The organism is bacterium (assembly GCA_021372515.1).
Classification (GTDB): Bacteria; Gemmatimonadota; Glassbacteria; order GWA2-58-10; family GWA2-58-10; genus JAJFUG01.
Genome location: JAJFUG010000170.1, coordinates 1 through 21937, shown reverse-complemented (window position 1 = coordinate 21937; position 21937 = coordinate 1). Strand labels below are relative to the sequence as shown.

The 21937-nt window shown below is 60.0% G+C and carries 19 protein-coding genes; 9 read left to right on the top strand and 10 right to left on the bottom strand.

Annotated elements, in window-relative coordinates:
* Positions 1-430 (top strand): bacterial transcriptional activator domain-containing protein (locus tag LLH00_15595; GenBank protein ID MCE5272704.1); only part of this gene is annotated, 430 nt, incomplete at its 5' end.
* A gap of 4 nt (positions 431-434) precedes the next feature.
* Here LLH00_15595 and LLH00_15590 read toward each other — a convergent pair.
* The gene (locus tag LLH00_15590; GenBank protein ID MCE5272703.1) at positions 435-2645 is read right to left on the bottom strand and encodes a DUF6259 domain-containing protein; all 2211 of its coding nucleotides are present in this window, start codon (positions 2643-2645) and stop codon (positions 435-437) included.
* Between the two features lie 406 nt (positions 2646-3051).
* Here LLH00_15590 and LLH00_15585 point away from each other — a divergent pair, with 406 nt between their 5' ends.
* Positions 3052-3834 carry a class I SAM-dependent methyltransferase gene (locus tag LLH00_15585; GenBank protein MCE5272702.1) on the top strand — a complete coding sequence of 261 codons (783 nt, stop codon included), beginning with the start codon at positions 3052-3054 and terminating at the stop codon, positions 3832-3834.
* Positions 3835-3954: 120 nt separating this feature from the next.
* On the opposite strand, the gene LLH00_15580 is transcribed toward LLH00_15585, so the two are convergent.
* From LLH00_15580 to LLH00_15565, 4 genes are all read right to left on the bottom strand, one after another.
* Entirely contained in the window at positions 3955-4482 is a 528-nt protein-coding gene (locus LLH00_15580) for a hypothetical protein (GenBank protein MCE5272701.1), read from the bottom strand.
* Positions 4479-5813 carry an HD domain-containing protein gene (locus LLH00_15575; protein ID MCE5272700.1) on the bottom strand — a complete coding sequence of 445 codons (1335 nt, stop codon included), beginning with the start codon at positions 5811-5813 and terminating at the stop codon, positions 4479-4481. The genes LLH00_15580 and LLH00_15575 overlap by 4 nt, the downstream gene beginning before the upstream one ends.
* A 123-nt stretch (positions 5814-5936) precedes the next feature.
* Complete coding sequence (gpmI, locus tag LLH00_15570) at positions 5937-7577, bottom strand: 2,3-bisphosphoglycerate-independent phosphoglycerate mutase (protein ID MCE5272699.1); 1641 nt, start codon at positions 7575-7577, stop codon at positions 5937-5939.
* Entirely contained in the window at positions 7477-7947 is a 471-nt protein-coding gene (locus tag LLH00_15565) for a hypothetical protein (protein ID MCE5272698.1), read from the bottom strand. Before LLH00_15565 ends, gpmI begins: the two co-directional genes overlap by 101 nt.
* Before the next feature lie 101 nt (positions 7948-8048).
* Here LLH00_15565 and LLH00_15560 point away from each other — a divergent pair, with 101 nt between their 5' ends.
* Together LLH00_15560 and LLH00_15555 are read left to right on the top strand one after the other, a co-directional pair.
* On the top strand, positions 8049-9275 hold the full coding sequence (locus tag LLH00_15560; protein ID MCE5272697.1) for an FIST C-terminal domain-containing protein: 1227 nt from the start codon (positions 8049-8051) through the stop codon (positions 9273-9275).
* A gap of 7 nt (positions 9276-9282) precedes the next feature.
* A complete protein-coding gene (locus LLH00_15555; protein MCE5272696.1) occupies positions 9283-11415 on the top strand; it encodes a PAS domain S-box protein in 2133 nt (710 codons plus the stop codon).
* A gap of 111 nt (positions 11416-11526) precedes the next feature.
* On the opposite strand, the gene LLH00_15550 is transcribed toward LLH00_15555, so the two are convergent.
* The gene (locus LLH00_15550; GenBank protein MCE5272695.1) at positions 11527-12804 is read right to left on the bottom strand and encodes an AGE family epimerase/isomerase; all 1278 of its coding nucleotides are present in this window, start codon (positions 12802-12804) and stop codon (positions 11527-11529) included.
* Positions 12805-13016: 212 nt separating this feature from the next.
* Here LLH00_15550 and LLH00_15545 point away from each other — a divergent pair, with 212 nt between their 5' ends.
* Positions 13017-14258: a hypothetical protein gene (locus LLH00_15545; GenBank protein ID MCE5272694.1), complete on the top strand. Its 1242-nt coding sequence runs from the start codon at positions 13017-13019 to the stop codon at positions 14256-14258.
* 2 nt (positions 14259-14260) lie between these two features.
* Here LLH00_15545 and LLH00_15540 read toward each other — a convergent pair whose 3' ends face one another.
* Both LLH00_15540 and LLH00_15535 read right to left on the bottom strand, forming a co-directional pair.
* A complete protein-coding gene (locus LLH00_15540; GenBank protein ID MCE5272693.1) occupies positions 14261-15598 on the bottom strand; it encodes a hypothetical protein in 1338 nt (445 codons plus the stop codon).
* Positions 15599-15855: 257 nt separating this feature from the next.
* A complete protein-coding gene (locus LLH00_15535) occupies positions 15856-17448 on the bottom strand; it encodes a YidE/YbjL duplication (protein MCE5272692.1) in 1593 nt (530 codons plus the stop codon).
* A 271-nt stretch (positions 17449-17719) separates the two neighbouring features.
* On the opposite strand from LLH00_15535, the gene LLH00_15530 reads away from it, so the two are divergent.
* The gene (locus LLH00_15530; GenBank protein MCE5272691.1) at positions 17720-18421 is read left to right on the top strand and encodes a TerC family protein; all 702 of its coding nucleotides are present in this window, start codon (positions 17720-17722) and stop codon (positions 18419-18421) included.
* Between the two features lie 3 nt (positions 18422-18424).
* Positions 18425-19009 carry a DUF5698 domain-containing protein gene (locus tag LLH00_15525; GenBank protein MCE5272690.1) on the top strand — a complete coding sequence of 195 codons (585 nt, stop codon included), beginning with the start codon at positions 18425-18427 and terminating at the stop codon, positions 19007-19009.
* Between the two features lie 117 nt (positions 19010-19126).
* Here the strand turns inward: LLH00_15525 and LLH00_15520 are convergent, their stop codons facing one another.
* Positions 19127-20167, bottom strand: a complete 1041-nt coding sequence (locus LLH00_15520; protein ID MCE5272689.1) for a glycosyltransferase family 9 protein — start codon at positions 20165-20167, stop codon at positions 19127-19129.
* Entirely contained in the window at positions 20118-20894 is a 777-nt protein-coding gene (locus tag LLH00_15515; GenBank protein ID MCE5272688.1) for a glycosyltransferase family 2 protein, read from the bottom strand. The genes LLH00_15520 and LLH00_15515 overlap by 50 nt, the downstream gene beginning before the upstream one ends.
* A 310-nt stretch (positions 20895-21204) precedes the next feature.
* On the opposite strand from LLH00_15515, the gene LLH00_15510 reads away from it, so the two are divergent.
* A complete protein-coding gene (locus tag LLH00_15510; GenBank protein MCE5272687.1) occupies positions 21205-21708 on the top strand; it encodes an NADH-quinone oxidoreductase subunit J in 504 nt (167 codons plus the stop codon).
* The coding region (gene nuoK, locus LLH00_15505) for an NADH-quinone oxidoreductase subunit NuoK (protein ID MCE5272686.1) at positions 21705-21937 on the top strand (233 nt) is incomplete at its 3' end. The genes LLH00_15510 and nuoK, both read left to right, overlap by 4 nt.

Here is a 21937-nt window from a genome sequence, read left to right as displayed (position 1 = left end):
CCCGGATTACGGTGATGCCGCCGCGCTGCTGGAGGCCCTGGAGCAAAGGCGCTCGAGCCTGCAGCAGACCCGCGAGTTCTTCCAGCTCTACGGCGGTGCGGTGGTCTGTTTCATGAACGGCGATCTGGGCGCCGCGCTGCGCTCCGCGCAGGCCTTGTACAAGCAGGGCTTCGAGGAGAGCACCCTCCTGCGCCTTCTGGCCGTGGACTGCACCCAGCGCGGCGAATACCGTAAGGCCGAGGCTATGCTCCTGCGCGCCATCGAGCTGAACCCCTACGATTACGACCTGCATTTCCGGCTGGGCGGGCTGTACTATTCAATCCTGGGCGACCGGGGCCGGGCCCTGGAGCACCTGCGCCGCAGCCTGAGCCTGGACCCGCTGCAGGAGAACAGCCGGCTGATTCAGGGCATTATCGACAAGCTGGGCTGATTTCTCAGCGCCGCGGGGCCAGCTCGAGCAGACGGATTTCTCCCGGCTCCAGTGTCTCATGGAACGTTGCAGGCAGGGGCCTGTTTTCCGAGATCGTCCTGCGGCCGCCCGGATTAATCCGCACGAGATCGTAACTGCCGGACCACCCGCCGTCAAAGGGGTAATCCGCCGGGTCGAGGCCGAACGAGCACTCGGCGCTTCTCTCCCCGCAGTTGACCAGCACGATCCCCAGGGCCCCGTCCTCAGCTTTCCAGAGCGCACCCTGCACCAGCGGCGCGCTGCCCCTGATCTCGACAGCGGTCAGTGCGCCGGGGGGCGCCCAGAGACCCGAGACCGAATCCACCGCCGAATCGAACCGCAGCATCCCCAGGAATTCCCCGTAGGTCAGATATTTGTGGGAGAGCATGCGGTAAGCGCCAAGTTTTTTCATCCATTCCAGCTTGGCGCGCCGGGCCGGGTCGGTGACCAGCTCCATTCCCACCCAGCCCACCTGCCGTCCCCAGAGAAAGTCTCTCGCCTGCACGGCCATGAAAATCCTGTCATCGATGTCCAGTTTCATCGGGCTGCCGTAGCAGAGCGTGTAGCCGCCCCAGACCGCCGGGGTCATCGGGATCTGGCTCTCATCGGGCGGCTCCCAGGTGAGGAACGCGTCCATGCAGTCGATATAGGTCTCGCAGAAAAATTCCGTGGTCAGCGCGGCGCCGCGCGGCACGGCCACCCGCTTGGCTTCCTGGCACAGCTTGCGGTAATCGGCGCACCACCAGCCGCCGCCGCCCAGCGGGTGGCCGTGGCTGCGGTCGAAGCAGAGCTGGGGTTTGCCCGCGGCGATCTGGTCCAGGTAGATCGCGTTGGAGCCGTAATAGCCGCTCAGGGTGTCCACCAGGGCGGTCACGATATCGTGCCAGCGCTCGGTGCTGACACAGGCGAAAGTCATGCGGGCCGAGAAATCGCCGTAGAACACGATCTCCGGGGTGCCCAGACGGTCCTTGACCGCCAGGTCCTCGAAGCGGCGGCGGTACTCAGGACGGTCGTAGTCGAAACTGAGGCCGTTGATGTAGGGGGCGACGAGCACCCCGGCCTTGACCGCGCGGGCTGTCACCTCGCGGAAACCCGGCCGCGGCGGCAGGAAATCGGGGTACTCGTTGTCGAAACGGTTGTGGTGCCAGTTGTACCACTGCACCCCGATCGGGAAGCCGAAATACTTCTTCGCCTGCAGGAACAGACGTTCATCCCCGGCCAGGGTGTTGGTCCGGCTCTCCACCGGGCCGAAATCGAACAGCCCGTGCACCAGCCACAGCCCCAGCTCCTTGATCGAGACCGGCGTGTCAGTCCGCGCCGAGAGCGGCCCGCCCGATCCCCAGGCCTGTTTGATTGTCCATTCGCGATAGAGCTTGCAGGCCTCGATCCAGCCTCCTCGGTAGACCCCGATCACAGCCGGATAGGGTGCGCTGAAGCCGTTCCCGGCTTGGCCCATGTTTTCGGCGTAGGTCAGGAAATAGAATTTCTCTCCCGGCTCTATCACGTAGCGCTTGTTCCAGGCGGCCGAGTCGTGGGCCGCCAGGTAGACCCCGCTATCCCCGCGGTTTGCGGACAGGAAAGCCATGGGCCAGCCCGAGGAGGGGTAGCCGAAATAGTTGGTCAGAAGGCCGGAGGCGCGCCGGTGCAGGCTGCCGGTCTTGTAGTCCGGGATAGCGAGGTCGTACTCTCCAGCCGCCAGGAACCCGGTGAAGAAAGGAAAGTGCACCTCGGCCAGGCCCCAGGAGTCGCTGCGGTTGTCCACGGCGATCCGCCACTCGGCGCAGCCCTTGTCCGGGGGAAGGTCCACCGTGACCGTGATGTCCAGGATATCTTTCTCTTTCCAGAGGCTCAGCCCGCGCCAGCTCAGGCGCAGACGGCTGCCGCCGTCCGGGCGCGGCTCCTCGCTCCAGTCCGAGCAGTCGAAACTGGAGCTTCTTATCACCTGCTGGCGCTCCCCGTGGCTGAAAACCAGCTCCCATACTGTGTAATCGTCCCGGCCGCCGCGGATATGGTTCAGGTCCGCGCTCCGGTCGACCAGGGCCGACAGGCCCATGCGCGGGGGCTGGAACTCGAACCGGACCTGCTTGTTTTCCAGGCGGACAATTTGCTCCTTCTGTGCGTTCAGCAGGCTGGGGAGGGCTGTCAGGAGAGCGAGCACGAGCGACAAGTGGATTATTTCTGCCTTGAGCTTGTTCATCTGTTTCCCGCTCGTTAACGTGGTTGAGGGAAAATCCATGATCACAGCATTGGCTTGAGACCGCGGCGGAACGGTATATGAACAGATGGATGGTAAAAGCCGGAGCGATGGCAGTCAAGGTTGAGGTCCGGTTTTCCCATATTTCTTGGGGAGGATAGAAAAACCTTTGATTTTAGGCTGAGATGCCTTATTTTTATTATCACATGGTAACTGTCCTCTAACAGAAGGCGCCCACGGCGCGAGTTTCCGGGTGCATGACTCCTGCCTGTCATGCACAGCGCAATGTTGTGCCTTCTGACCTCTCTGAAATATCTCCTATTCCAATTTGAATCCGAGGCCGATTTTACGCGCTTTTCCGCGTGTATGCGCCTTGCACTATATTTTTGATAATGGGAAGGTTACTACAATGGACGAGTTCAAACTGCCCGACTTTTTCTTCGAGGTTTTCACCGCATCTTTGCCCCGGCTGGGTCCGGGAGATGACGATTCCACGCGCAAGGCGCTCCGGATGGCCTTCCAGGGCTGGGAGCGGAGCGCGGATGACAAAACACTGCGGATTCTGGATATCGGCTGCGGCAACGGGGCCCAGACAATGCAGCTCGCGCTCAACACTCAGGGCGATATCACGGCCCTGGACAACCACGCGCCGTTCCTGGAAGAGCTGCGCCGCCGGGCCGGGAAGGCCGGGGTGGCCGCACGGATACGCACCGTGTGCAAGAGCATGTGCAGCCTGGGCGAGGCGGACGGCCTTTTCGACCTGATCTGGTCGGAGGGCGCGCTCTCGCTGTACAACATGTCGTTCGAGCAGGGCCTGGCCGCCTGCCGGGAGCGCCTTGCGCCCGGGGGACGGATGGCGGTGAGCGACCTGGCCTGGTTCAAGGCCGACCCGCCCCAGGAGTGCCGGGAGTTTTTCAACAATGTCTACCCCGGAATCAGCGGCCTGGAGGAGAACCTGGCCCGGATGCGGCAGATGGGATACAGGGTGCTCGGGCATTTCAACCTGCCCGAGACAGCCTGGCGCGAGAACTATTTCAAGCCCCTGGCCGCGCAGATCGACTCCGTGCGGGAGAGTTTCTCCGCCGACCCGGACAGGAAGGCTCTCCTCGAGAGCCTGGAGTACGAGGGGGAGGTTTACCGGAAGTATTCGAGCTGGTACGGCTACACTTTTTTCGTGCTGCAGAGGGAGTAGACCGGAACCGGTGTAGCTGTTGAGCAGTAAAAAGCCCCCCGGAGGCCCAGAGCGGCTTCCGGGGGGCTGCTTTAATGCCGATTGGCAATGGTTATTATCGTGCAAAGCGATCATTCCTTCTTATGTGGCCAATAAATGATCGACAAACTCAAAAGCGTTTTGCGCTTTTTCAAATGGGATGTGTGGTTTAATATTTACAAGATACTCCACGCGCTTATCTTTTGGAATATGTCTATGCTCTTTGGTTATATACAGTGCTGTCGCCCAACGTTCTAACGTAGAAACGCCCTTGTTTCCGAAAGTAGAAGCAACGTAAAGTATTGATTCTTTATAATTATTAATTGTCTTTGGAAACTTATCCATCAAGAGTTGTCCCGTTATTGAAGAGCTGAAAGTTGGACCATAAGGCTTCTGCTGCTCGGTCAACTCCAGTAAGCCATCGGCAAACATTGCCGCCAATTCATCATGAAGGTTGAAGGAATAAGGTCCATGCTTATAGATGGTGAATTGAAATTTCAAAGGAACCGATTTTAATTCTGTTAAAAAGTATGTTGCTTTTTGAATGTGTGTTTCGCCGCACCAGCTTCCATGCTTTTGAAGTTCTTCAATCAAAGATAGCGTAATAGCTGCCCTCTCTAAGTAATTCATCTATCTTCTCCTTCCTTAATTGTTATGATGTCGTTCTTGTTCCTTTTTACCCAATCCAGAGCTTTGTCGATAATTGCTCTGTCTGCAAAGACATATCCAACATTTACAAGAGGAACATGTTGTAAAGCTTTTGAGATTGCCAAAGAATTAACGATGCTTCCATCTCTTCTCAAGACTGGAAATAAGGATGGATGTCCTTTTTGCTTGTAGCGATCTATTCTGATATTTTCTGGTTTAAACTTCTTTTGGGATTCTTGAAAAATATATTCTACGGCTTCGGGATTTATTGGTTCATCGTCTGGGTTGAGTTCATAGAGAACTTTAAAGTGTTTTCGATTCACAATTCTGTTTGCATGAATGTGGCCGGTGCTTTCTTTTTCTCGACTGGCTTTATAAAAGGCGGCTGTCACTTCGTTGTCTGTAATTGATAGATGCTTATCAACGTCTGTAGAAAATTTTCCTCCTTCAAGCCAATCGGATAAAAAATCCTTAAGATGAATATCATAGATTCTTCTTACGGAGTGAAAATAAACTTGAGAGTACATGAAATATCGTGCTAATAATAAAGCTTCTGCTGATTGCAATCCTCCTTCTTCAATTCCAAGGGTTGGTTCCACCGATTTATCAGTTTCATCTTTGTCTTGTTGAGGTGGTGTCAGAATTCGCAGAGTATCAATCAATCTATGGTGATCGAATTTTCCATATACAACTCCAACATGATGCGAATCCCTTAGGAGGTAATCCATGCGATCAACACCGAATGCATCACCAACGATTATTTCAGAAAGAATCGATTCCCAATCAGAAAATTCTAAATCGGGTGCGTATTTTTTTCCAACAGCAAGTTTAACAATATCATTCGGGTCAAGAGGAGGGCGTTGTTTTTTCCAATATTGAGCCATGTGATTGCTTAAGATTATTTCTCTTGTAAGCCTTTCATGATTCCAGCCTTCAGGAAGTAAGTCATTTTCTGCGGCATGGGAGAATGGTAAATGTCCTAAATCATGACACAATGCGGCTATTCTTAATATTCTTCTCCAGTAAACCTTTTTATCTTTATCGTTTACTTCTGGAAGTAAGGATTTGATTTCGTCGTTTAAATTTTCCGGTGTTGTTATAATATCGAATACTTTGCCTGCCAATTCCATCACACCTAAAGAATGCTCAAATCGCCTGTGTGTCGCGCCTGGATAAATTAAATATGACATTGCTAACTGATGGATGTTTCTCAATCTTTGGAACGGAACAGAGTCAACTATTTCCCGCTCTTGACTGTCGAGCCTAACAAAAACATGAATAACATCCCTGATCTCATGTTGGATTTTTATCATGACTATCTCGCCGAGAGAAATAGGGGGGTGCCTTTACTTTTTATTTTATAATTTATACGACAGACAAGCAACAAAAAAAAACGGCAGATAACCTCTGCCGTTTTGTGGAGCCGCCATAATTCTTTACTTAACGAACCTGATCAGCGACGGATCGTAGTCCTCGGGCTTCTGGTAGCCCAGAAGGTTGAGCAGCGTGGCGGCCACGTTGGTCAGGCCGGGCTTCTCGATCCCCGCCATCTCGTACTCACCCTGGTAGCCGTAGTCCACGATCCAGAACGGCACCGGGTTCAGGCTGTGGGCCGTGCGCACCTCGCGCACGCCTTTCTTGTTCACGGTGAACATTTCGTCGCTGTTGCCGTGGTCGGCCGTGATCACGGCCACGCCGTTCAGTTCCTTCACCACCTCCAGCAGACGGCCCACGCAGGTGTCGACTGTCTCCACCGCGATGACCACCGCCGGGATCACCCCGGTGTGGCCCACCATGTCGCCGTTGGCGAAATTGAGCCGCCCGAAACGGTACTTGCCGCTCTTGAGCAGCTCGACAGTCTTGTCCGTAATTTCCAGGGCCTTCATCTTCGGGGCCTTGTCGAACTCGATCCGGTCCGAGGGTATCTCCACGTACGTTTCGAGGCTCTTGTCGATGTAGCCGCTGCGGTTGCCGTTCCAGAAATAGGTCACGTGGCCGAATTTCTGGGTCTCGGAGATGGCGAACATGGTGGTTTTCTCGGTAACCAGATATTCGCAGATCGTATGGTCGATTTTGGGCGGCTGGACCAGATACTTGGGCGGCATGTTGATGTCGCTGTCGTACTGCATGATCCCGGCGTAGAGCACATTCGGCAGGGGGCCGCGGTCGAACTTGTCGAAATCCTTGAGCGTGAAAGCCTTGCTGATCTCGATCGCCCGGTCGCCGCGGAAGTTGAAGAACACCACCGCGTCGCCGTCAACGATGGGCCCCACCGGCTTGCCGTCGCTGCCGGCGACCACGAACTCGCCCAGGTACTGGTCGGTGATCTTGGGGTCCTCGGCGTAGAGGGTGCTGATCGCGGCCTCGGCGCTGGCGAACTTGCGGCCCTCGCCGCGCACGTGGGCTTTCCAGCCGCGCTCGACAATCTTCCAGTCCGCTTCGTAGCGGTCCATGGTCACTTTCATGCGGCCGCCGCCCGAGGCGATGCGGTAGTCGAAGCCGTTGGCGTCGGACAGCTCCTTGAGCAGGGCCTCGGTGGGACGGATGTAGTCCAGGGCGCTTCTCTCGCCCACATCCCGGCCGTCGCACAGCGCGTGCACCCGCACCCGGCGCACACCCTGGGCCGCGGCATGACGCAGCATGGCGAAAAGCTGCTCGATGTGGCTGTGCACGTTGCCGTCCGACAGCAGGCCGATAAAGTGCAGCGTGCCGCCGTCCAGCGCCTGCCTGACCACCTGCTTCCAGACCTCGCCCTCGAACATCTCGCCCGAGGAGAGGGCCAGGTTGACCCGCTTGGCCCCCTGGGCGAACACCCGCCCGGCGCCCAGCGCGTTGTGCCCCACCTCGCTGTTGCCCATGTCGTCCTCGGAGGGCAGCCCCACCGCCGGGCCGTGGGCCTTGAGTTGGGTGTAGAGCTTGTCCTCTTTCCAGAGACGGTCGAGAGTGGGGGTCTTGGCCAGCCAGACCCCGTCCGACTCATCGTGCTTGCCGATCCCCACCCCATCCAGCACCATGAAAAGAAGCGGGCCGCTGCGTCCGTTGAAGCCTTTCAGCCTGTTCAGCTTGAGCGTCGACATCTTTTTCCCTTTCCACTGTGTTGTAGCGGCGTTTTCGCCGCAGAACCCTGTCCGTTTCCGGCGGTCCTCCCCAATGGCGGACCCGCGCCGGAACTAAATATAACAAAAAAGCGGGGTGTTTTTCCAGTCCGACGGCCGGCGCGAGGTTGGGGGCGATGCGCTTAATGCTTGCGGCGGCGCAGATTGTGTCTTTCCTTTCCCGCGGCATCCAGGCTGAAAAGCCCTGGAACTGTTGTCCGACGGGCTTCGCGCGGATCTCGGCCGTTGGAAAAATCTTTTGACAGCCCTGTCCCGTTCCGGTAGAATACAGGCGGAATCGATGTAAAAAAACCTGCATAGAAGAACCTCCGACACGGATGTCGGTGAGCACCGGCGCGCCGCATCCAAGGCGGCCGTTCGATGCGAAGCGCCTGGACGGCCCTTCCCGGGGCCGACATCTCGGTATCCATCGTTCCGGTCGGGAGGTCACGGATGAGAGGCGATAAGGCTGGAATAGGCTATTCAGAGCTGAAAGACTCCCTGGCCGCGGGACAGGAAGCCGCCCGCGGGGCCCTGGCGGACCGTGATGGACAACCGGGGTCGCTGGCCCTGGCTTTCTGCACCGGACGGCACGACCCGCAGGCCTGCCTGGAGGGCATCCGCAGCGAGCTGGGCGACACACCGGTGCTGGGGGGAGCGGCGATCGGCATCATCACGGCCGGGCGCCTGGGCTACGAGGGATATCAGGTGGGAATAGCCGTTCTGCCCGCGGACCTGGCTGTCAGCCTGGCTGCGGCGGGTGGGATGGAACGGGATGAGAAAGAGGCCGGCCGGAAGCTGGCTGAGGCGTTGAACGGCTCAGCCCCTGGTGCGAGCAGGCTCGGCCTTCTGTTTTACGAGACGGTCCGCCAGGGGCCCCCGCCCGCACCCAGGATGAATGTGTCCTCCTGGCTGCTGGAGGGGTTCGGGAGCGCGATCCGCCAGGCGCCCGCCCTGCTGCTGGGGGCAGGGCTGATAAGCAGCTATTCGATGACCCCGGGCTTCCAGTTCCTGGGCGCGGAGCTCGGATACCAGAGCGCGGGCGCGGTGCTGCTGGACGGGGAGTTCGAGGCTTTCTCCGGCATCATGCACGGTTGCAAGCCGATGAGCGACTACCACACGATCACCCGGGTCGAGGGCCCTGTGGTGTTCGAGATCGACAACCGTCCGGCGCTGGACGTGGTGCAGGAGATGCTGGGCGAGCGTGAATGGAAAGAGAACCTGCCCCTGATGCTGATCACGCTGGGACGCAACATGGGCGGGCGCTACGACCCGTTCAACGAGACCCGCTACATCAACCGCCTGGTGGTGGGCGGCGACAGCACCGCCCGGAGCATCACCCTGTTCGAGGCGGATTTCGAGAACGGCAGCGAGTTCCGTTTCATGCGCCGCAACGAGGAGCTGATGCTGGCCTCGACCGAGAAAGGCTGCCGGGATGCCCGGGCGCGTCTGGTCCAGGAAAACCTGGAGCCGTTTTTCGCCCTGTACATCGATTGTGCGGGACGGGCTGCCGGCTATTGCGGGGCGGACCAGGAGGAAGCCGATATCGTACGCCGGGCCATCGGGCGCGACATCCCGCTGCTCGGATTCTATTCCGGGGTGGAGATCGCCCCGCTGCTGGGCCGCAGCCGCGGTCTGGACTGGACCGGAGTTCTGCTGATAATGAGCCGAAAGAAATGATCCGGCAATGAACACGGACGATGACAAAACACTGAGCGAAAGGCACACTTTCCTCTGCCGTCAGTACGAGGAGGCCACCTGCGACCTTCTGCGCGCCGATGTGCGCAACCTCGACCTGACCCGCCGCCTGCGCCAGGCCCGCGGCTCGTTCAAGTTCATCTCGGTGCTCAGCCACAACATCGAGCTGGCTTTCGAGGAGAAAGACCTGTTCGAGAACGTGGTGCGCGCCCTGACCTCCGACCTGAACATGGACGCCGCCGCGCTGGTCCGGGTGAACCCGGAGCATGGGCGTTTCGAGGTGCTGGCCCAGCGGGGTCTGGACCTGGGTCGCCCGGAGGTCCGCGTGCCCTCGGGCATCGATCTCGGCGATGCCGGGTGCATCTGGCAGGTAAACAGCCGAACCTCACCGGAGGCTTTCCAGAGCTGGCTGATCCGTCGTTTCGGCCTGCCCTGCCTGATCTGGCACCCGGTTGGCCGGGAGCACCCCGACCGGCTGGCCCTCTACATCGGCAACCGTTTCGAGGACATGGTCACCAAGCCCCTGTTCGGCGAGGACATCCTGGAGGCGGTGGGCGCGATCTGCGCCGTGATCGGCCTCAAGCTGGACAACATCCGCAAGACCCTCGACATGCTGGACTACGAGTCCGACCGCCGCAGCATCGAGCGCTACCGGGAAATGGCTGAATCACTGCCCCAGGCGGTGCTCGAGACCGACGCCGAGGGGCGACTGATCTACATGAACAGCCGCGGGTTCCAGGATTTCGGCTACACGCGGGAGGACATGGAAACCGGGCTGAGCCTTTTCCAACTCACCGCTCCGGACTACTGGGACCGGATCTGGATGGACATCGGCCGGGTGCTCAAAGGGGAGAACATCATCGGGCTGGAATACGTTTCGGCGCGCTCGGACGGCAGCCTGTTCCCGGTGCTGATGCACGCCGCCCCGCTGTTCACCGGCGACCAGGTGGTCGGAGTTCGCGGGATCGTGGTCGACCTGACCGAGAGCCGCCAACTGGAGGAGCAGCGTATCCGCACCGAGAAGCTGGAGTCGGTGGGCCTTCTGGCCGGGGGGATCGCCCACGATTTCAACAACATCCTGATGGCCATGCTGGGCAGCATCTCGATGGTCAAGCGCGCCCTGGTCGACCTTCCCGATCACTACGAAATCCTGAGCGAGGCGGAGCACGCCGGCTACCGGGCGCGCGAGCTGACCCAGCAACTGCTCACCTTTTCGCGCGGCGGCGCACCGGTGCGCCGTCCGGCCTACATCCCGCAGATCATCCGCGAGACCGCTCGATTCTCCCTGATGGGCTCGAGCGTCTCCTGCCGTTTCTCCATCGCCGACAACCTCTGGACCGCCGAGGTGGACACCGGCCAGATCAGCCAGGTGATAAACAACCTCGTGCTCAACGCGGTCCAGGCCATGCCGGAGGGCGGGGAGGTGAAAATCCGCGCCGGCAATGTCGAGATTTCCTCGCGCAGCCGCCTTCCCCTGCGCAAGGGGCATTACATCAAGATCGTGGTGGAGGACACGGGCTACGGCATTCCGGAGGAGAACCTCTCGCGCATCTTCGATCCCTATTTCACCACCAAGGAGAACGGCAGCGGTCTTGGCCTGGCCACGGCCTATTCGATTATCTCGCGCCACGGCGGCTGCATGACTGTCCAGAGCACGCAGGGGCAGGGCTCGCTGTTCACCATCTATCTGCCCGCCCTGGAGCTGGAGCTTTCGGGCGAGCCGGCCGAGCCGTGCGCGGGAGTCTGCCGGAAGCAGAAACGGGTGCTGCTGGTGGATGACGAGGAGGTGGTGCGTCGCGTGGTGACCCGCATGCTCACCACCCTGGGGCACGAGGTGCAGGCGGTGGAGGAGGGGGAGGCGGCCCTGCGGGAATACCGCCGTGCCCGTCTGGCCGGAGAGCCCTACGATGTGGTGATCCTGGACCTCACGGTCCAGAACGGCCTGGGCGGGCGCGAGGCGGTGGGACTGCTGCTCAAGGAGGACCCCCAGGCGCGGGTGATCCTGTCCAGCGGCTACTCCAACGACCCGGTGCTTTGCAACTACCAGGAGCACGGGTTCAAGGGCATCATCACCAAACCCTACCTGATAGAGGACCTGCGCGACACCCTGGAAAGTCTCTGAGCTGCGGATGCGCTGAAAGTGGATTGAAATGCGCAGGGGCGGGTTCATATCCCGCCCCTGTTCTATTTCAACATACCTTTGCCACCGACGGCCTATCGCCTCCCGCCAGTTTTACACTTCCAGGAAATCCGAAACCTGCCCCTGGCGCGCGATCATCCTTTCCAGGGCCTCGATCGAGAAAAACAACCGCCGCGGCTGGTGCAACAGGTCGTACTGCTCGAAACGGTCCGGCCGCTGGTAGGCGAAGCGGTACAGACGGTCGTACCAGAACTGGGCCCAGGGCGCGTGGGTGTGCTCGATCGCCAGGAGGTTGAACAGCATGTAGTCCTCCAGCGGTCCCCAGCGGGGAAGGTCCTCGAGCGGGGCGTTGATGTCGATGTGCTCGAACTCGCCGAAGCCGATGCGGAGCTGACGCCGGCCCATCACCATCGCGTCCATGAACAGGTCGCGGTCGCCGGTGCGCAGCGCCTGGCGCATGCACATCCAGGCAGCCTGCACGCCGTGCCAGTTCGAGTCGTGGTGCGACTGGCCGTAGGGCTGGAAAGTGGAATCGAGCAGCTCGACAAACTCGCCCGCCTCCGGCCGCCAGTGGTGATGGGTGATGTTGCGCGCGCACATCTGCGCGATCTGCTCCACGCGGTCATCGTGGGTCAGGTCGCCCAGCGGCATCAGCGTGTTCAGAAAATGCACCCACAGCCCCAGGAACTTGGTCCCCGGGTTGTAGACCGCCGAGTCCCAGCCGCCGTAGTACATGAAATCCGGAGCCAGCAGCTTGCGGTTGATCGCGTAGACCGTGGACAGAGCGGTGTCGAGGTCGGCTTTCTCGCCGGTGGCCTTGTAGAACTCGGTCAGGCCGAGGGCCACGTAGAAATCGCCCGCCGGGTCCGATTCGGCCAGCAGCACCTTGCCCTCGGGAGTCAGCTCGGAGGCCCAGGTGCCGTCCGGGTTGCGGGCGTACTTGTAGATGAAGTCGCGGGTGTGGCGGGCGATGGCCAGGTGGCGCTCATCGTGGCTGAAATGGTTGTACAGGTAGGAGAAAGTCCAGATCGCCCGTCCCTGGAAATACATCTGTTTCAGGTAGTAGTGCTTGGCCAGGTAGGGCATGCCTTTCATAAGCTCGCGGTAGGGCATCACGCCGCCGCGCTCCCAGTCGATCCCGTGGTCTTTCCAGTAGCCCAGGTAGTCCCGGTCCAGCTCCTGACGGTGCCGCTGTTTCAATTCCTGAAGGCTCAGTCCGGCGATCCGGTCGACCACGGTCCGGCTTTGTTTGGCTACACCGTAAGGCCCGGCGGACGGGGCGGCCTCGGATTCCGTTTCTGCGGCCCGGCCCAGGCTGATCAAGCCGAGCGGCGCAGCCGAGCTGACAATGAACTGCCTGCGGTTGAGCATTCATCCTCCTGCGGGTAAAAGTGCCTTTTCAGCGACTGGAATTGTTGAGCAAGCTTAGCACGGAGTGGAAGGAAATTCAACGCGCGTGAATGGAAAAAGAAGGGAGTGTTCCCGGGAGCGGGAGGGCAGACGTGTCCCTTGCACCGGCCTTGACAGCCCAACGCATAATGAAGTATGATTACGCCGTTGTCCCTGACTTAAGGAGGCTGGCCTTGCCCGCACGGTTGATTGTTTTTCTGCTCGTTCTCTCTCTTCTCTGCGCCTGCTCGCGCGGCGAAAAGCCCGCGCAGCCGCAGGCCGCAGCGCAGGATACAACCACATTACTCCGGCCCACAGCGCAAGACAACGCAGCCCCCACAGCCGAAGACACCGCCGTGGTTCATAAGGAATATTCTTACGACGATCCTGAAAAACAAATTAGAGAGCGTTACCTGTCCAGATTTACGGAAGAAGATTGGGAAAAATCGGTTAAGGACATCAAGCATCTGCCCCCGTCGGATTTCGCCCTCCTTCCCACGGAAATCCAGGAATGGCTTGCGGCCGAAGGATATTCAATTCCCCAACCCTATGACGCAACTGAACGGGTGAACGTCATATCCGGGGATTTCTGTGCGGCTGGGTCACAGGACTGGGCCGTTCTGGCCTCCAAAGACGAGATCTGCTGCATCATTGTGTTCCGTCACGGCTCAGCCTCCGACACTCTGATTGCATCAGTGTCCCCGGAGCGGGATTATATGGATTACACCGGGAACGGCCGGTTCGGGTTTATCCGACAAATCGAAACCGCTGATCCTTTTTATGGCGAGAAATACACACCTGCCAACATCGACAGCATCTTTCCCTCGACCGATCACTTTGGTATCGGCGGCAAGGCTCACGGCGGCTTACTGTACTGTGACAACGGGATATGGTACAGTTTTAAAGGCTATTACGACGAGATGTACGTTTCACCTGGGGTCTGGCTGGCGGCTGCCGAAGCTTTAAAGCGCCTGCCGCCATCGGCGTTCCCGGACCTGCCAGAAGGCATACGCATCTGGATGGAAAAGGAGGGCTATACAGTCCCCCAAGTCTACGGCGATGACGAGCCGCACAATGTCATCTCCGGTCAATTCTACCAAACCGGAGTGACAGATTGGGCTCTGCTCGCCTCTAAAGATTTAAAATCCCGCCTCTTTATTTTTCGCGGCGGTACTGAACTGGATTCATCGCTGGCCGGGCCATGCAAGGAAACCGGATACATGCAGGGCTTCGGCGACGGGATACTCGGTTTCTCGTGGTATATAAGCACCGCGGACAGCGCGTATATTCTGAGCCAGTTCAAATCGTATGACCGCGACGAGGAACCCCCGTTTCCGATTGAGCACGACGGGATCGAAGACGGTTTCATGGACAAGGCCTCGACCGTGCTGTACCACCGCGAGGGCGAGTGGCACGAGTTGCCGGGAGCAGACTGAACTCAACTTAAAGGAATCGAGCAATGCCAGTGTTCATATATAGAACCTTTCTTTCCATGCGTCCCGACAAATTGGAAATATTTCAGGGCATTTTCTTTAAACCAATCCCTTTGCCTATTTGACTGTCTCGTGTAATTGATATCTACTTGTTCCCCGAACATATGTGTTTTATGCGGAGACTGAAACGGTTTCTTTTTACTCTCCTCCGTATCCTTAAGTTGGCAATCGAAACGCCCTCCGTTGATCAGGCTCATGTCGTTCACTTCCAGTTTCTTGACTTTCGGTTTCACATGGTCACAAAGATCGTCCAGGGAAACTCGTGGTCCGGGCTTATAAGGTCCGAATTTGAAATTTCCGCTTTCTTTTGCACCCGGCTCTATTCTGAATTTTAAGATATCAAACTTGCCTTCGTCAAACGCCTTGCAATAATCAGCCGCCAGCTTTTGAATCGCGCTTATCAAAGCCGGCGTCCCGAAATGGTTCTCCAGATGTTCATCTGTCTTTCCGATCAGCTTTATATCATCCGATCCCTTCAACTCGATAAAGTTTCCCCTGTATTCCACCACCATCTTGAATTTCCGGATGGCATACACCAGTCCGGTTTTCTTGTCGAGAAATTCCGCCTTGGCGAAAATCGAGCCACAAACCCCGTAGGAGGTGTAATTCACCGCTGTGCCCCAGCGGCTCCCATCCAGCTCGAAAGTGGAGAGGCCGTCCACGTTGAAACCACTGAATTCGCCTATCGATTTGCGCCAACCCACCGGATCGCAGTAGTCACCGTGGATATGTCCACCGGATGTACCTTCGTATGCGAGTGTCAACCTTACTTGGCAGCCTTTATGGCCGCTGAAACGGAACCTCCCCTCAACCTTATGGGTGTAATCTGCCGTATCACCGTCTTTTTTCTTCAAATGGATCATGGCTATGTTCGCGGGGGATAGATCAAAATAGACCTTTGGACTGACAGCCAGCACCCTGATTTCCATTTTTTCCTCGTGTGTCCCGGACGGCCCACGGAATTTCGCCAGCGCTTTCACCTGGCCGCTCACTATGCCTGGGCCCGGTTTCCATACAATCTTTTCCCATTTGGAAGGGTCTTTGAAAATCAGGCTCGACGGGCTGAATTCTCCGATATCCCGCGAGGCTGGCATCTCCGGCCCGCGGCCACTTTCTACATCTGGGATAAACGTGTAATACATGAACAGTTGGGTTCCCAACCCGGCACGGGCTTTGAGTTCCACCACATTCTTGCTGAAATTGTTGTTCAGGTCCAGAATGCAGTTGTCCGCGCGTAACCCGCTCAGGTGTTGCTGTATCTGTGGTTTAAAAGGTGCGATCATCCCAACCTCCCCCCTCCGGAGAATAAAACCCGCAATACACGGAAATCATGAATAAAAATTCATGCACTAAAATAACGATTATGCACTCCAAAATCCAGCGAAGTTGGTGCGTTTAAAGCGTTTAGTGCAAATAATGCAAAATATTTTTCGTGAGAACAGAATGATTCGGGGGGAAGGTTGTCAGCCGGAGACAAAAGCGCCCCTGGGGCCTGTCCGGGAAGAACAGGCCGTCAGGGGCGCCTCGGTGATAGACGTTCTCAGAGCAGGAAGAACAGGAACTGGCAGATCACGGTGATGAGGATCAGGGCCACCGGGTAGACCGCGGTGTAGGCCAGAAGGGGCTGACGGCTGTCGGTGAGGTCGGTGATCGCGCCCAGGGCCGGAGTGCTGGTCATGCCGCCGCAGATCGCCCCCATGACGGTCAGGAAATCCAGGCGCCACAGGTAGCGGCTGAGCAGCAGGCCCACGATCGAGGCCCCCAGGGTGATCAGCGCCCCGGCCACCAGCAGCGACAGGCCCGACTCGGCGATGACCTGGGCGAACGAGCCGCCCGCCGAGGTGCCCGCCCCGGCCAGGAACAGCACCAGCCCGAGCTGGCTCATGATATACTTGGCCCCGCGCGGGATACGGATATTGAGCTTGCCGATCCGTCCGTAGTGCGCCAGCACCAGGCTCACCAGCAGGGGCCCCCCGGCCAGGCCCAGGCGGAAACTGGCCCCGCCGGGCAGCGGGATGTTCTCGAAGCCGAGCATTATCCCGGCGAATATGCCTAACGACAGGGCCAGGATGTTGGTCTCGTGGATGCGTTTCTCCTGCTGGCCGGCCGCCTGGACGAACCGCTCGCAGTCCTCCCGCGCCCCGGCCACCCGCACCGAATCCCCCACCTCCAGCACGAACCGTCCGGTGGGCACGAACTCCATGTCCTCGCGGAACACCCGTGTGACCACCACGCCGTAGTTCTCGAACACGCCCAGGTCACGAAGGCTGTGGCCGGTCATGTCGGAGCTGGAGACGAAGGCGTCGCGCGAGATAACATCCGGGCTCGCCAGCATGTCCTCGGTGTGGGTCTCCTCGCCGATCAGCAGCTTGAGCTTTTCCAGGTCCTCCTCCTGGCCCACGGCCAGGATAATGTCGCCCAGCTCCAGGCGCAGGTCGGGACGGGCCGCCATCACCTGGCCGCCGCGGTGCACGCGGCTGACGTTGACCGCGGTGATGCTGTGCAGCTTGAGGTCGACCAGGGTGCGCCCCACGCAGCCGGGGTTCGAGACCCGATACTGGCGGCGGTGGACTTTCTTGCCCTGCGGCTCGCTGTTCTGCACCAGGCGCTCCTCGGCCTCCAGGTCGATCCGCAGCAGACGCGGCAGCAACTGCACGAACAGCACCACGCCGATCACCCCGAACGGGTAGGCGATACCGTAGCCCACGCTCACCCGCGGGTCGCCGGCGGCATCCATGGCCGAGGCCAGGGCCGGAGTGCTGGTCATCGCTCCGGCGTACATCCCGATCGCCAGGGACGGGTCGATGCCGAAAGCCCGGGTCACCAGCCAGGTGATCGCAGCTCCGGCTGCCACCACCGCCGCGCCGATCTTGGCGAACACCACCCCGCGGCGCTTGAACTGGTTGAAAAAGCGCGGCCCGGCCTGCAGGCCCACCGCGTAGACAAACAGGATGATGCCGAGGTCCTGGACCTCGTGCGGCAGCTTGACCCCGAAATGCCCGAACAGCAGGGCCACGAACAGCACCCCGGAGGAACCCAGCGTGATGTTGGCCAGGCGGAGGTTGCCCAGGGCGCTGCCCAGGGCGATGATCAGGAACAGGGCGGCCAGAGGTTGAAAAAGCTGCTGCAGCATGTTTAGGTCTTTCTCCGTGTCTGTACGGTCGGGATTTCCTTGCCAGAGGAGGGCCTGAACTCTATGTTGAACTATGAATCAGGGTCGGTTCCCGGCCGGCGGAAAATGCCCCAGGAATCCGTATAAACTGCAATATAAAGCAATTTGAGGGTTTTTGCAAAGTTGGCGTGCGCTTTCGGGTGGCCGGCTGGCCAGTCGTGCGGTTAAGGTTTCCGGGATCGGGTCCCGGAAAACGGAAGGCGAGAGAGAACAATCATACGGATGAGGTGACATGTTGATCCACGCTGTGCTGGTGATATCGACCGTGGCGGTCCTGGAGGGGCTGCTCTCGGCGGACAACGCCCTGGTCCTGGCGATCCTGGTGCGGGTGCTGCCCAAGGAACAGCAGAAAAAGGCCCTGCTCTACGGGATCGGCGGGGCGTTCGTATTCCGTTTCCTGGCGATCCTGAGCGCGGCGACCCTCATCCGCTACTGGTACCTTCAGGCCCTGGGCGCGGCCTACCTGGCCTACCTGGCGGTCAAGCACTTCGCCTACCACGCCACGGCGGACCAGCGCAAAGGCCCGCCCAAGAAAGCCGGGTTCTGGCACACCGTGCTGCTGGTCGAGCTGACCGACATCGCTTTCGCCATCGACTCGATCCTGGCCGCGGTGGCCCTGACCCCGGAGATATGGCTGGTCTACACCGGCGGCATCCTGGGGATGATATTCATGCGCTACGCGGCGAGCTGGTTCATCAAGCTGCTCGAAAAGTTCCCCAACCTGGAGCACGCCGCCTACCTGGTGATCGGCTGGATCTCGGTCAAGCTGGGCCTGGAGGCGGCCTCCAACTGGCAGGAGTCGCTGGGGCACGCCTGGCACTGGCACCTTCCGCCATGGCTGTTCTGGATTGTCACTTTCGCGCTGTTCGGGTTGGGGTTCCTGGGCGGGCGCAAGGCCGCTAAAAGCAAGACGGCTCCGGAAATGGAGGACTGACCGGTGGGACATCTGCTCGACGGGCTTGAGAAAATCCCGATGCTGCTGCCCCTGGCGATCATGTGCATGCGGATCAGCGATGTTTCGATCTCCACCATGCGCATGATAATGATAATCCGGGGCAAGCGCTTGATCGCGGCCAGCCTCGGGTTTTTCGAGGTTCTTATCTGGCTGGCGGCCATCACGGGGATTATCAGCCACCTGAACAACTGGCTCAACGTGATTTTTTACGGCATCGGATTTTCGCTGGGCAATGTCACCGGGATGTACATCGAGAGCAAGATGGCGGTGGGCCAGCAGGTGCTGCGTTTTATCAGCCGGAACGAGGGTGACAGGATAATCTCATCCCTGCGCGACAAGGGCCAGGGCGTGACCCAGGTGCAGGCCACGGGGCGTGACGGCCCGGTGGGGCTGGGGTTCATGATCGCCGCCCGCAAGAAAGTCCCGCGCATCATCGACACAATCACCGAGATCGACCCGGCCGCCGTGATCACTGTGGAGGATGTCCGCCACAGCAACATTGTCGACTACTACCAGCATGGGCAGATCGGCACCCGCTGGTGGAATAATTTTTTAAAGAAGAAGTAGGGGTGGGGCCGGGGTGGATTTAAGGCCCGGCTGACTGCCAGGGTCAGCGCCTCCCCCTTTTTCAAAGCGGGACAGAGGGGGATTTGGATTTTAGATACTGCTATCCCGTCGCATTCCTCAAGCCTTCCCCAGCAGGTAGTTCGCCACCTCATCCACATCTATCAGCCCCATGCAGGGCGAGCATCCGCAGTCGCCACGGCAGGCCAGCTCGCCCGTGCAATCCACCGGCGGCAGGAATACCCGTGTATGCGGGCCCAGCGGCCCCCAGCGCCGCGGGTGGTGCACCGGCAGGGGCGAGTATATGCCCGCGCTCCTCACCCCCAGGGCGCTGGCCAGGTGCAGCGGCCCGGTGCTGGGGGCGCAGAACGCGCTCAGACGGCTCAGCACCCCGATGAAAAAGTCCAGCGGCAGGCCCACGGCCAGACGGACCCGCGGGCCGCAATCCTGGCTCAGGCGTTCCAGCAGCTCGCGCTCCGGTTCAGACCCGGTGAGCAGAAGAAGTATGTCACCCCGCGCGGCCAGGCCCTGCACCAGGGTGCGCCAGCAGTCCTCGGGCCAGTTGAGCGCGCTTCCTCCCATGCCCGGATGCACCCCGATCACCGGCGCTCCCTCCGTCCCGCCGAAAAGGGCCTGCAGGTAACTTTCCGCCGAGCCTCGCGTTTCATCACTTACCACGACTGTCGGGGCGGGAAGCCGCGTGGTGTCCACGCCCAGCGGGGCCAGCAGGTCCAGGTTGTAGGCGGCCTCGTTCTTCTCGCCCCGGCTGCGCCTCTGGCGCAGGGCGCGGTTGAAATACAGGAAATCGAACGGACGCACCCAGGGGCCGATCCTGAGCGGTATCCCGGCCCGCCGCACCAGCCGCGCGTTTTTCAGCGTGCGCACGAACACCACCGCGCAGTCGTAGCGCCGCCGCCGGAGCTCAGCCACCATCTCTTTCAGGTCCGAGCTGTCGTGGGCCCCGCGGTCGGTGAGGACCGAGTTCAGGTGCGGGTTGCCGCGCAGCACCGGCTCGGCGTAGGAGGAGCAGAGAAGGTCGATCCGGGCCCCGGGCAGGGCAAGTCGCAGCGCGGCCACGGCCGGGGTGGTCAGGACCAGGTCGCCCAGACGGTCATTGCGGACCAGAAGGATTCGAGCGGGATTTTTCCCAGAACCTGGCATAGCTCACGCTCATGGTCATGGAGTTGAACAGTGCGGCCAGCAGGCCCGGCACGCCGTCCCGGAAGCCGCCCTTGAGAAAATAGCGCCGCAGGAACTTGACCGCCGGCCGGACCAGCATCTGATTGGCCGCGCCGGTGGTGCTCAGACGGGTCCCGGCGGCCAGAAGGCGCTCGGCCTCCAGCGCGGTGTAGCGGTCGAACTTGTCGAAATAGTCATCCAGGGTCAGGTAGCTGTAATGCAGAAGCTCGCCGCGCAGCGCGCCCACGCGGCCCTCCACCTGGAGCGATTCGTGCACCGGGCGGTCGTTGAACCGCCCGGCCCCGCGCCGGAACAGGCGCAGTTGCCAGTCGGGATACTGCCCGCCGTGTCGCAGCGGACGGCCAAAATAGTGGTTCAGCCGTCGCAGGCGGAAAGCGGAGTAGGGTGTAGCGTCGGTCAGGGCGGCTATCTCGCGGGCAAGATCGGGGCTGAGCGCCTCATCCGCGTCCAGGCTCAGCACCCAGGGGCAGTGGGCCTGGGAGATGGCGATATTTTTCTGCGGCCCGAAGCCCTCCCATTCCCGCTGGATGACCTTCGCCCCGTGGGCCTGGCAGATTTCGACCGTACCGTCGGCGCTGCCCGAGTCCACCGCGATTATCTCGGCGGCGAGGCCGGTCAGCGAGTCCAGGGTCTGTCCCAGGGTGCGCCCGGCGTTGCGGGTTATGAGCACGACCGATATTTCGAGCACGGCGCCTAAGTCCCTTCGTGTAGCTTGCGCGAACCGCTCCGGACTTGTATAACAAAGAGTAAAGGTAAATAAAGATAACGTCCCGTCCCTGGAACGCAAAGCTCCCGCGAGGGCTGCCGCGCCGCCTCCCGGTGGAGCGCGGACCGCTGTAACTTAAGGGCGGTGAACATTTCCGGCAATTGGTTTGACAATTCGCGCGCCGGGTGTTACAATTTGCGAAAACAGGCGTGAATCTCCCGCCAGTCAAGGCTTTCCCGGCAATCGAGTTCCGGCCGGGCCTTACTCCACGTGTCGAGAGGAAGCAAGCCCCGTGCAGACTGTCCTCTTCTATCTTTTCGCTGTCCTGAGCATAATATCGGCTTTCCTGGCTATCACCCGCAAGAACCCCGTTCTGAGCGCGGTCTGGCTGGTGGTCTGCCTGTTCGCTCTGTCGGCGGTGTACGTGCTGCTGGAGGCCTTTTTCCTGGCCGCAGTGCAGGTGATAGTCTATGCCGGCGCGGTGCTGATGCTGTTCATTTTCGTGATCATGATGCTCAACCTGCGCAGCGGCATCATCGGCCCGATGCGCAACATCGGGATCAAGCTCCTCGGCCTGGCTCTGTGTGTCTTTGTCCTGGGCCGTCTCTGGAAAGCGTTCAGCCAGGCGTCGGCCCTGGCCGGGGCGGCCCCGCAGACGACGGAGGGTTTCGGTGAGCCGGCCTCACTGGGCGCGCTTCTCCTTTCCGCCTATGTCTACCCGTTCGAGCTGATCGGCATCCTGCTGCTGGTGGCGGTCACCGGGGCGCTGGTGCTGGCCAGGAAGGAGGAGCCGTGATCGGCCTTGGCCATGTCCTCGTGCTCAGCCTGGCGCTGTTCATCCTGGGAGTGGCGGGGTTTGTCACCCGGCGCAACCTGATAATCATGCTGATGTCGCTGGAGCTGATGCTCAACGCGGCCAATGTGGCCCTGATCGGGTTCTCGCGTTTCGGCGCGGGGCTGGACGGCCAGGTGCTGGCCCTGTTCGTTATCGCCCTGGCCGCGGCCGAGGCCGCGGTGGGTCTGGC

Coding starts and splice junctions, on each gene's coding strand:
- LLH00_15590 (MCE5272703.1), bottom strand. CDS start 2,645: ATGAACAAGCTCAAGGCAGAAATAATCCACTTGTCGCTCGTGCTCGCT.
- LLH00_15585 (MCE5272702.1), top strand. CDS start 3,052: ATGGACGAGTTCAAACTGCCCGACTTTTTCTTCGAGGTTTTCACCGCA.
- LLH00_15580 (MCE5272701.1), bottom strand. CDS start 4,482: ATGAATTACTTAGAGAGGGCAGCTATTACGCTATCTTTGATTGAAGAA.
- LLH00_15575 (MCE5272700.1), bottom strand. CDS start 5,813: ATGATAAAAATCCAACATGAGATCAGGGATGTTATTCATGTTTTTGTT.
- gpmI (MCE5272699.1), bottom strand. CDS start 7,577: ATGTCGACGCTCAAGCTGAACAGGCTGAAAGGCTTCAACGGACGCAGC.
- LLH00_15560 (MCE5272697.1), top strand. CDS start 8,049: ATGAGAGGCGATAAGGCTGGAATAGGCTATTCAGAGCTGAAAGACTCC.
- LLH00_15555 (MCE5272696.1), top strand. CDS start 9,283: ATGAACACGGACGATGACAAAACACTGAGCGAAAGGCACACTTTCCTC.
- LLH00_15550 (MCE5272695.1), bottom strand. CDS start 12,804: ATGCTCAACCGCAGGCAGTTCATTGTCAGCTCGGCTGCGCCGCTCGGC.
- LLH00_15540 (MCE5272693.1), bottom strand. CDS start 15,598: ATGATCGCACCTTTTAAACCACAGATACAGCAACACCTGAGCGGGTTA.
- LLH00_15535 (MCE5272692.1), bottom strand. CDS start 17,448: ATGCTGCAGCAGCTTTTTCAACCTCTGGCCGCCCTGTTCCTGATCATC.
- LLH00_15530 (MCE5272691.1), top strand. CDS start 17,720: ATGTTGATCCACGCTGTGCTGGTGATATCGACCGTGGCGGTCCTGGAG.
- LLH00_15520 (MCE5272689.1), bottom strand. CDS start 20,167: ATGCCAGGTTCTGGGAAAAATCCCGCTCGAATCCTTCTGGTCCGCAAT.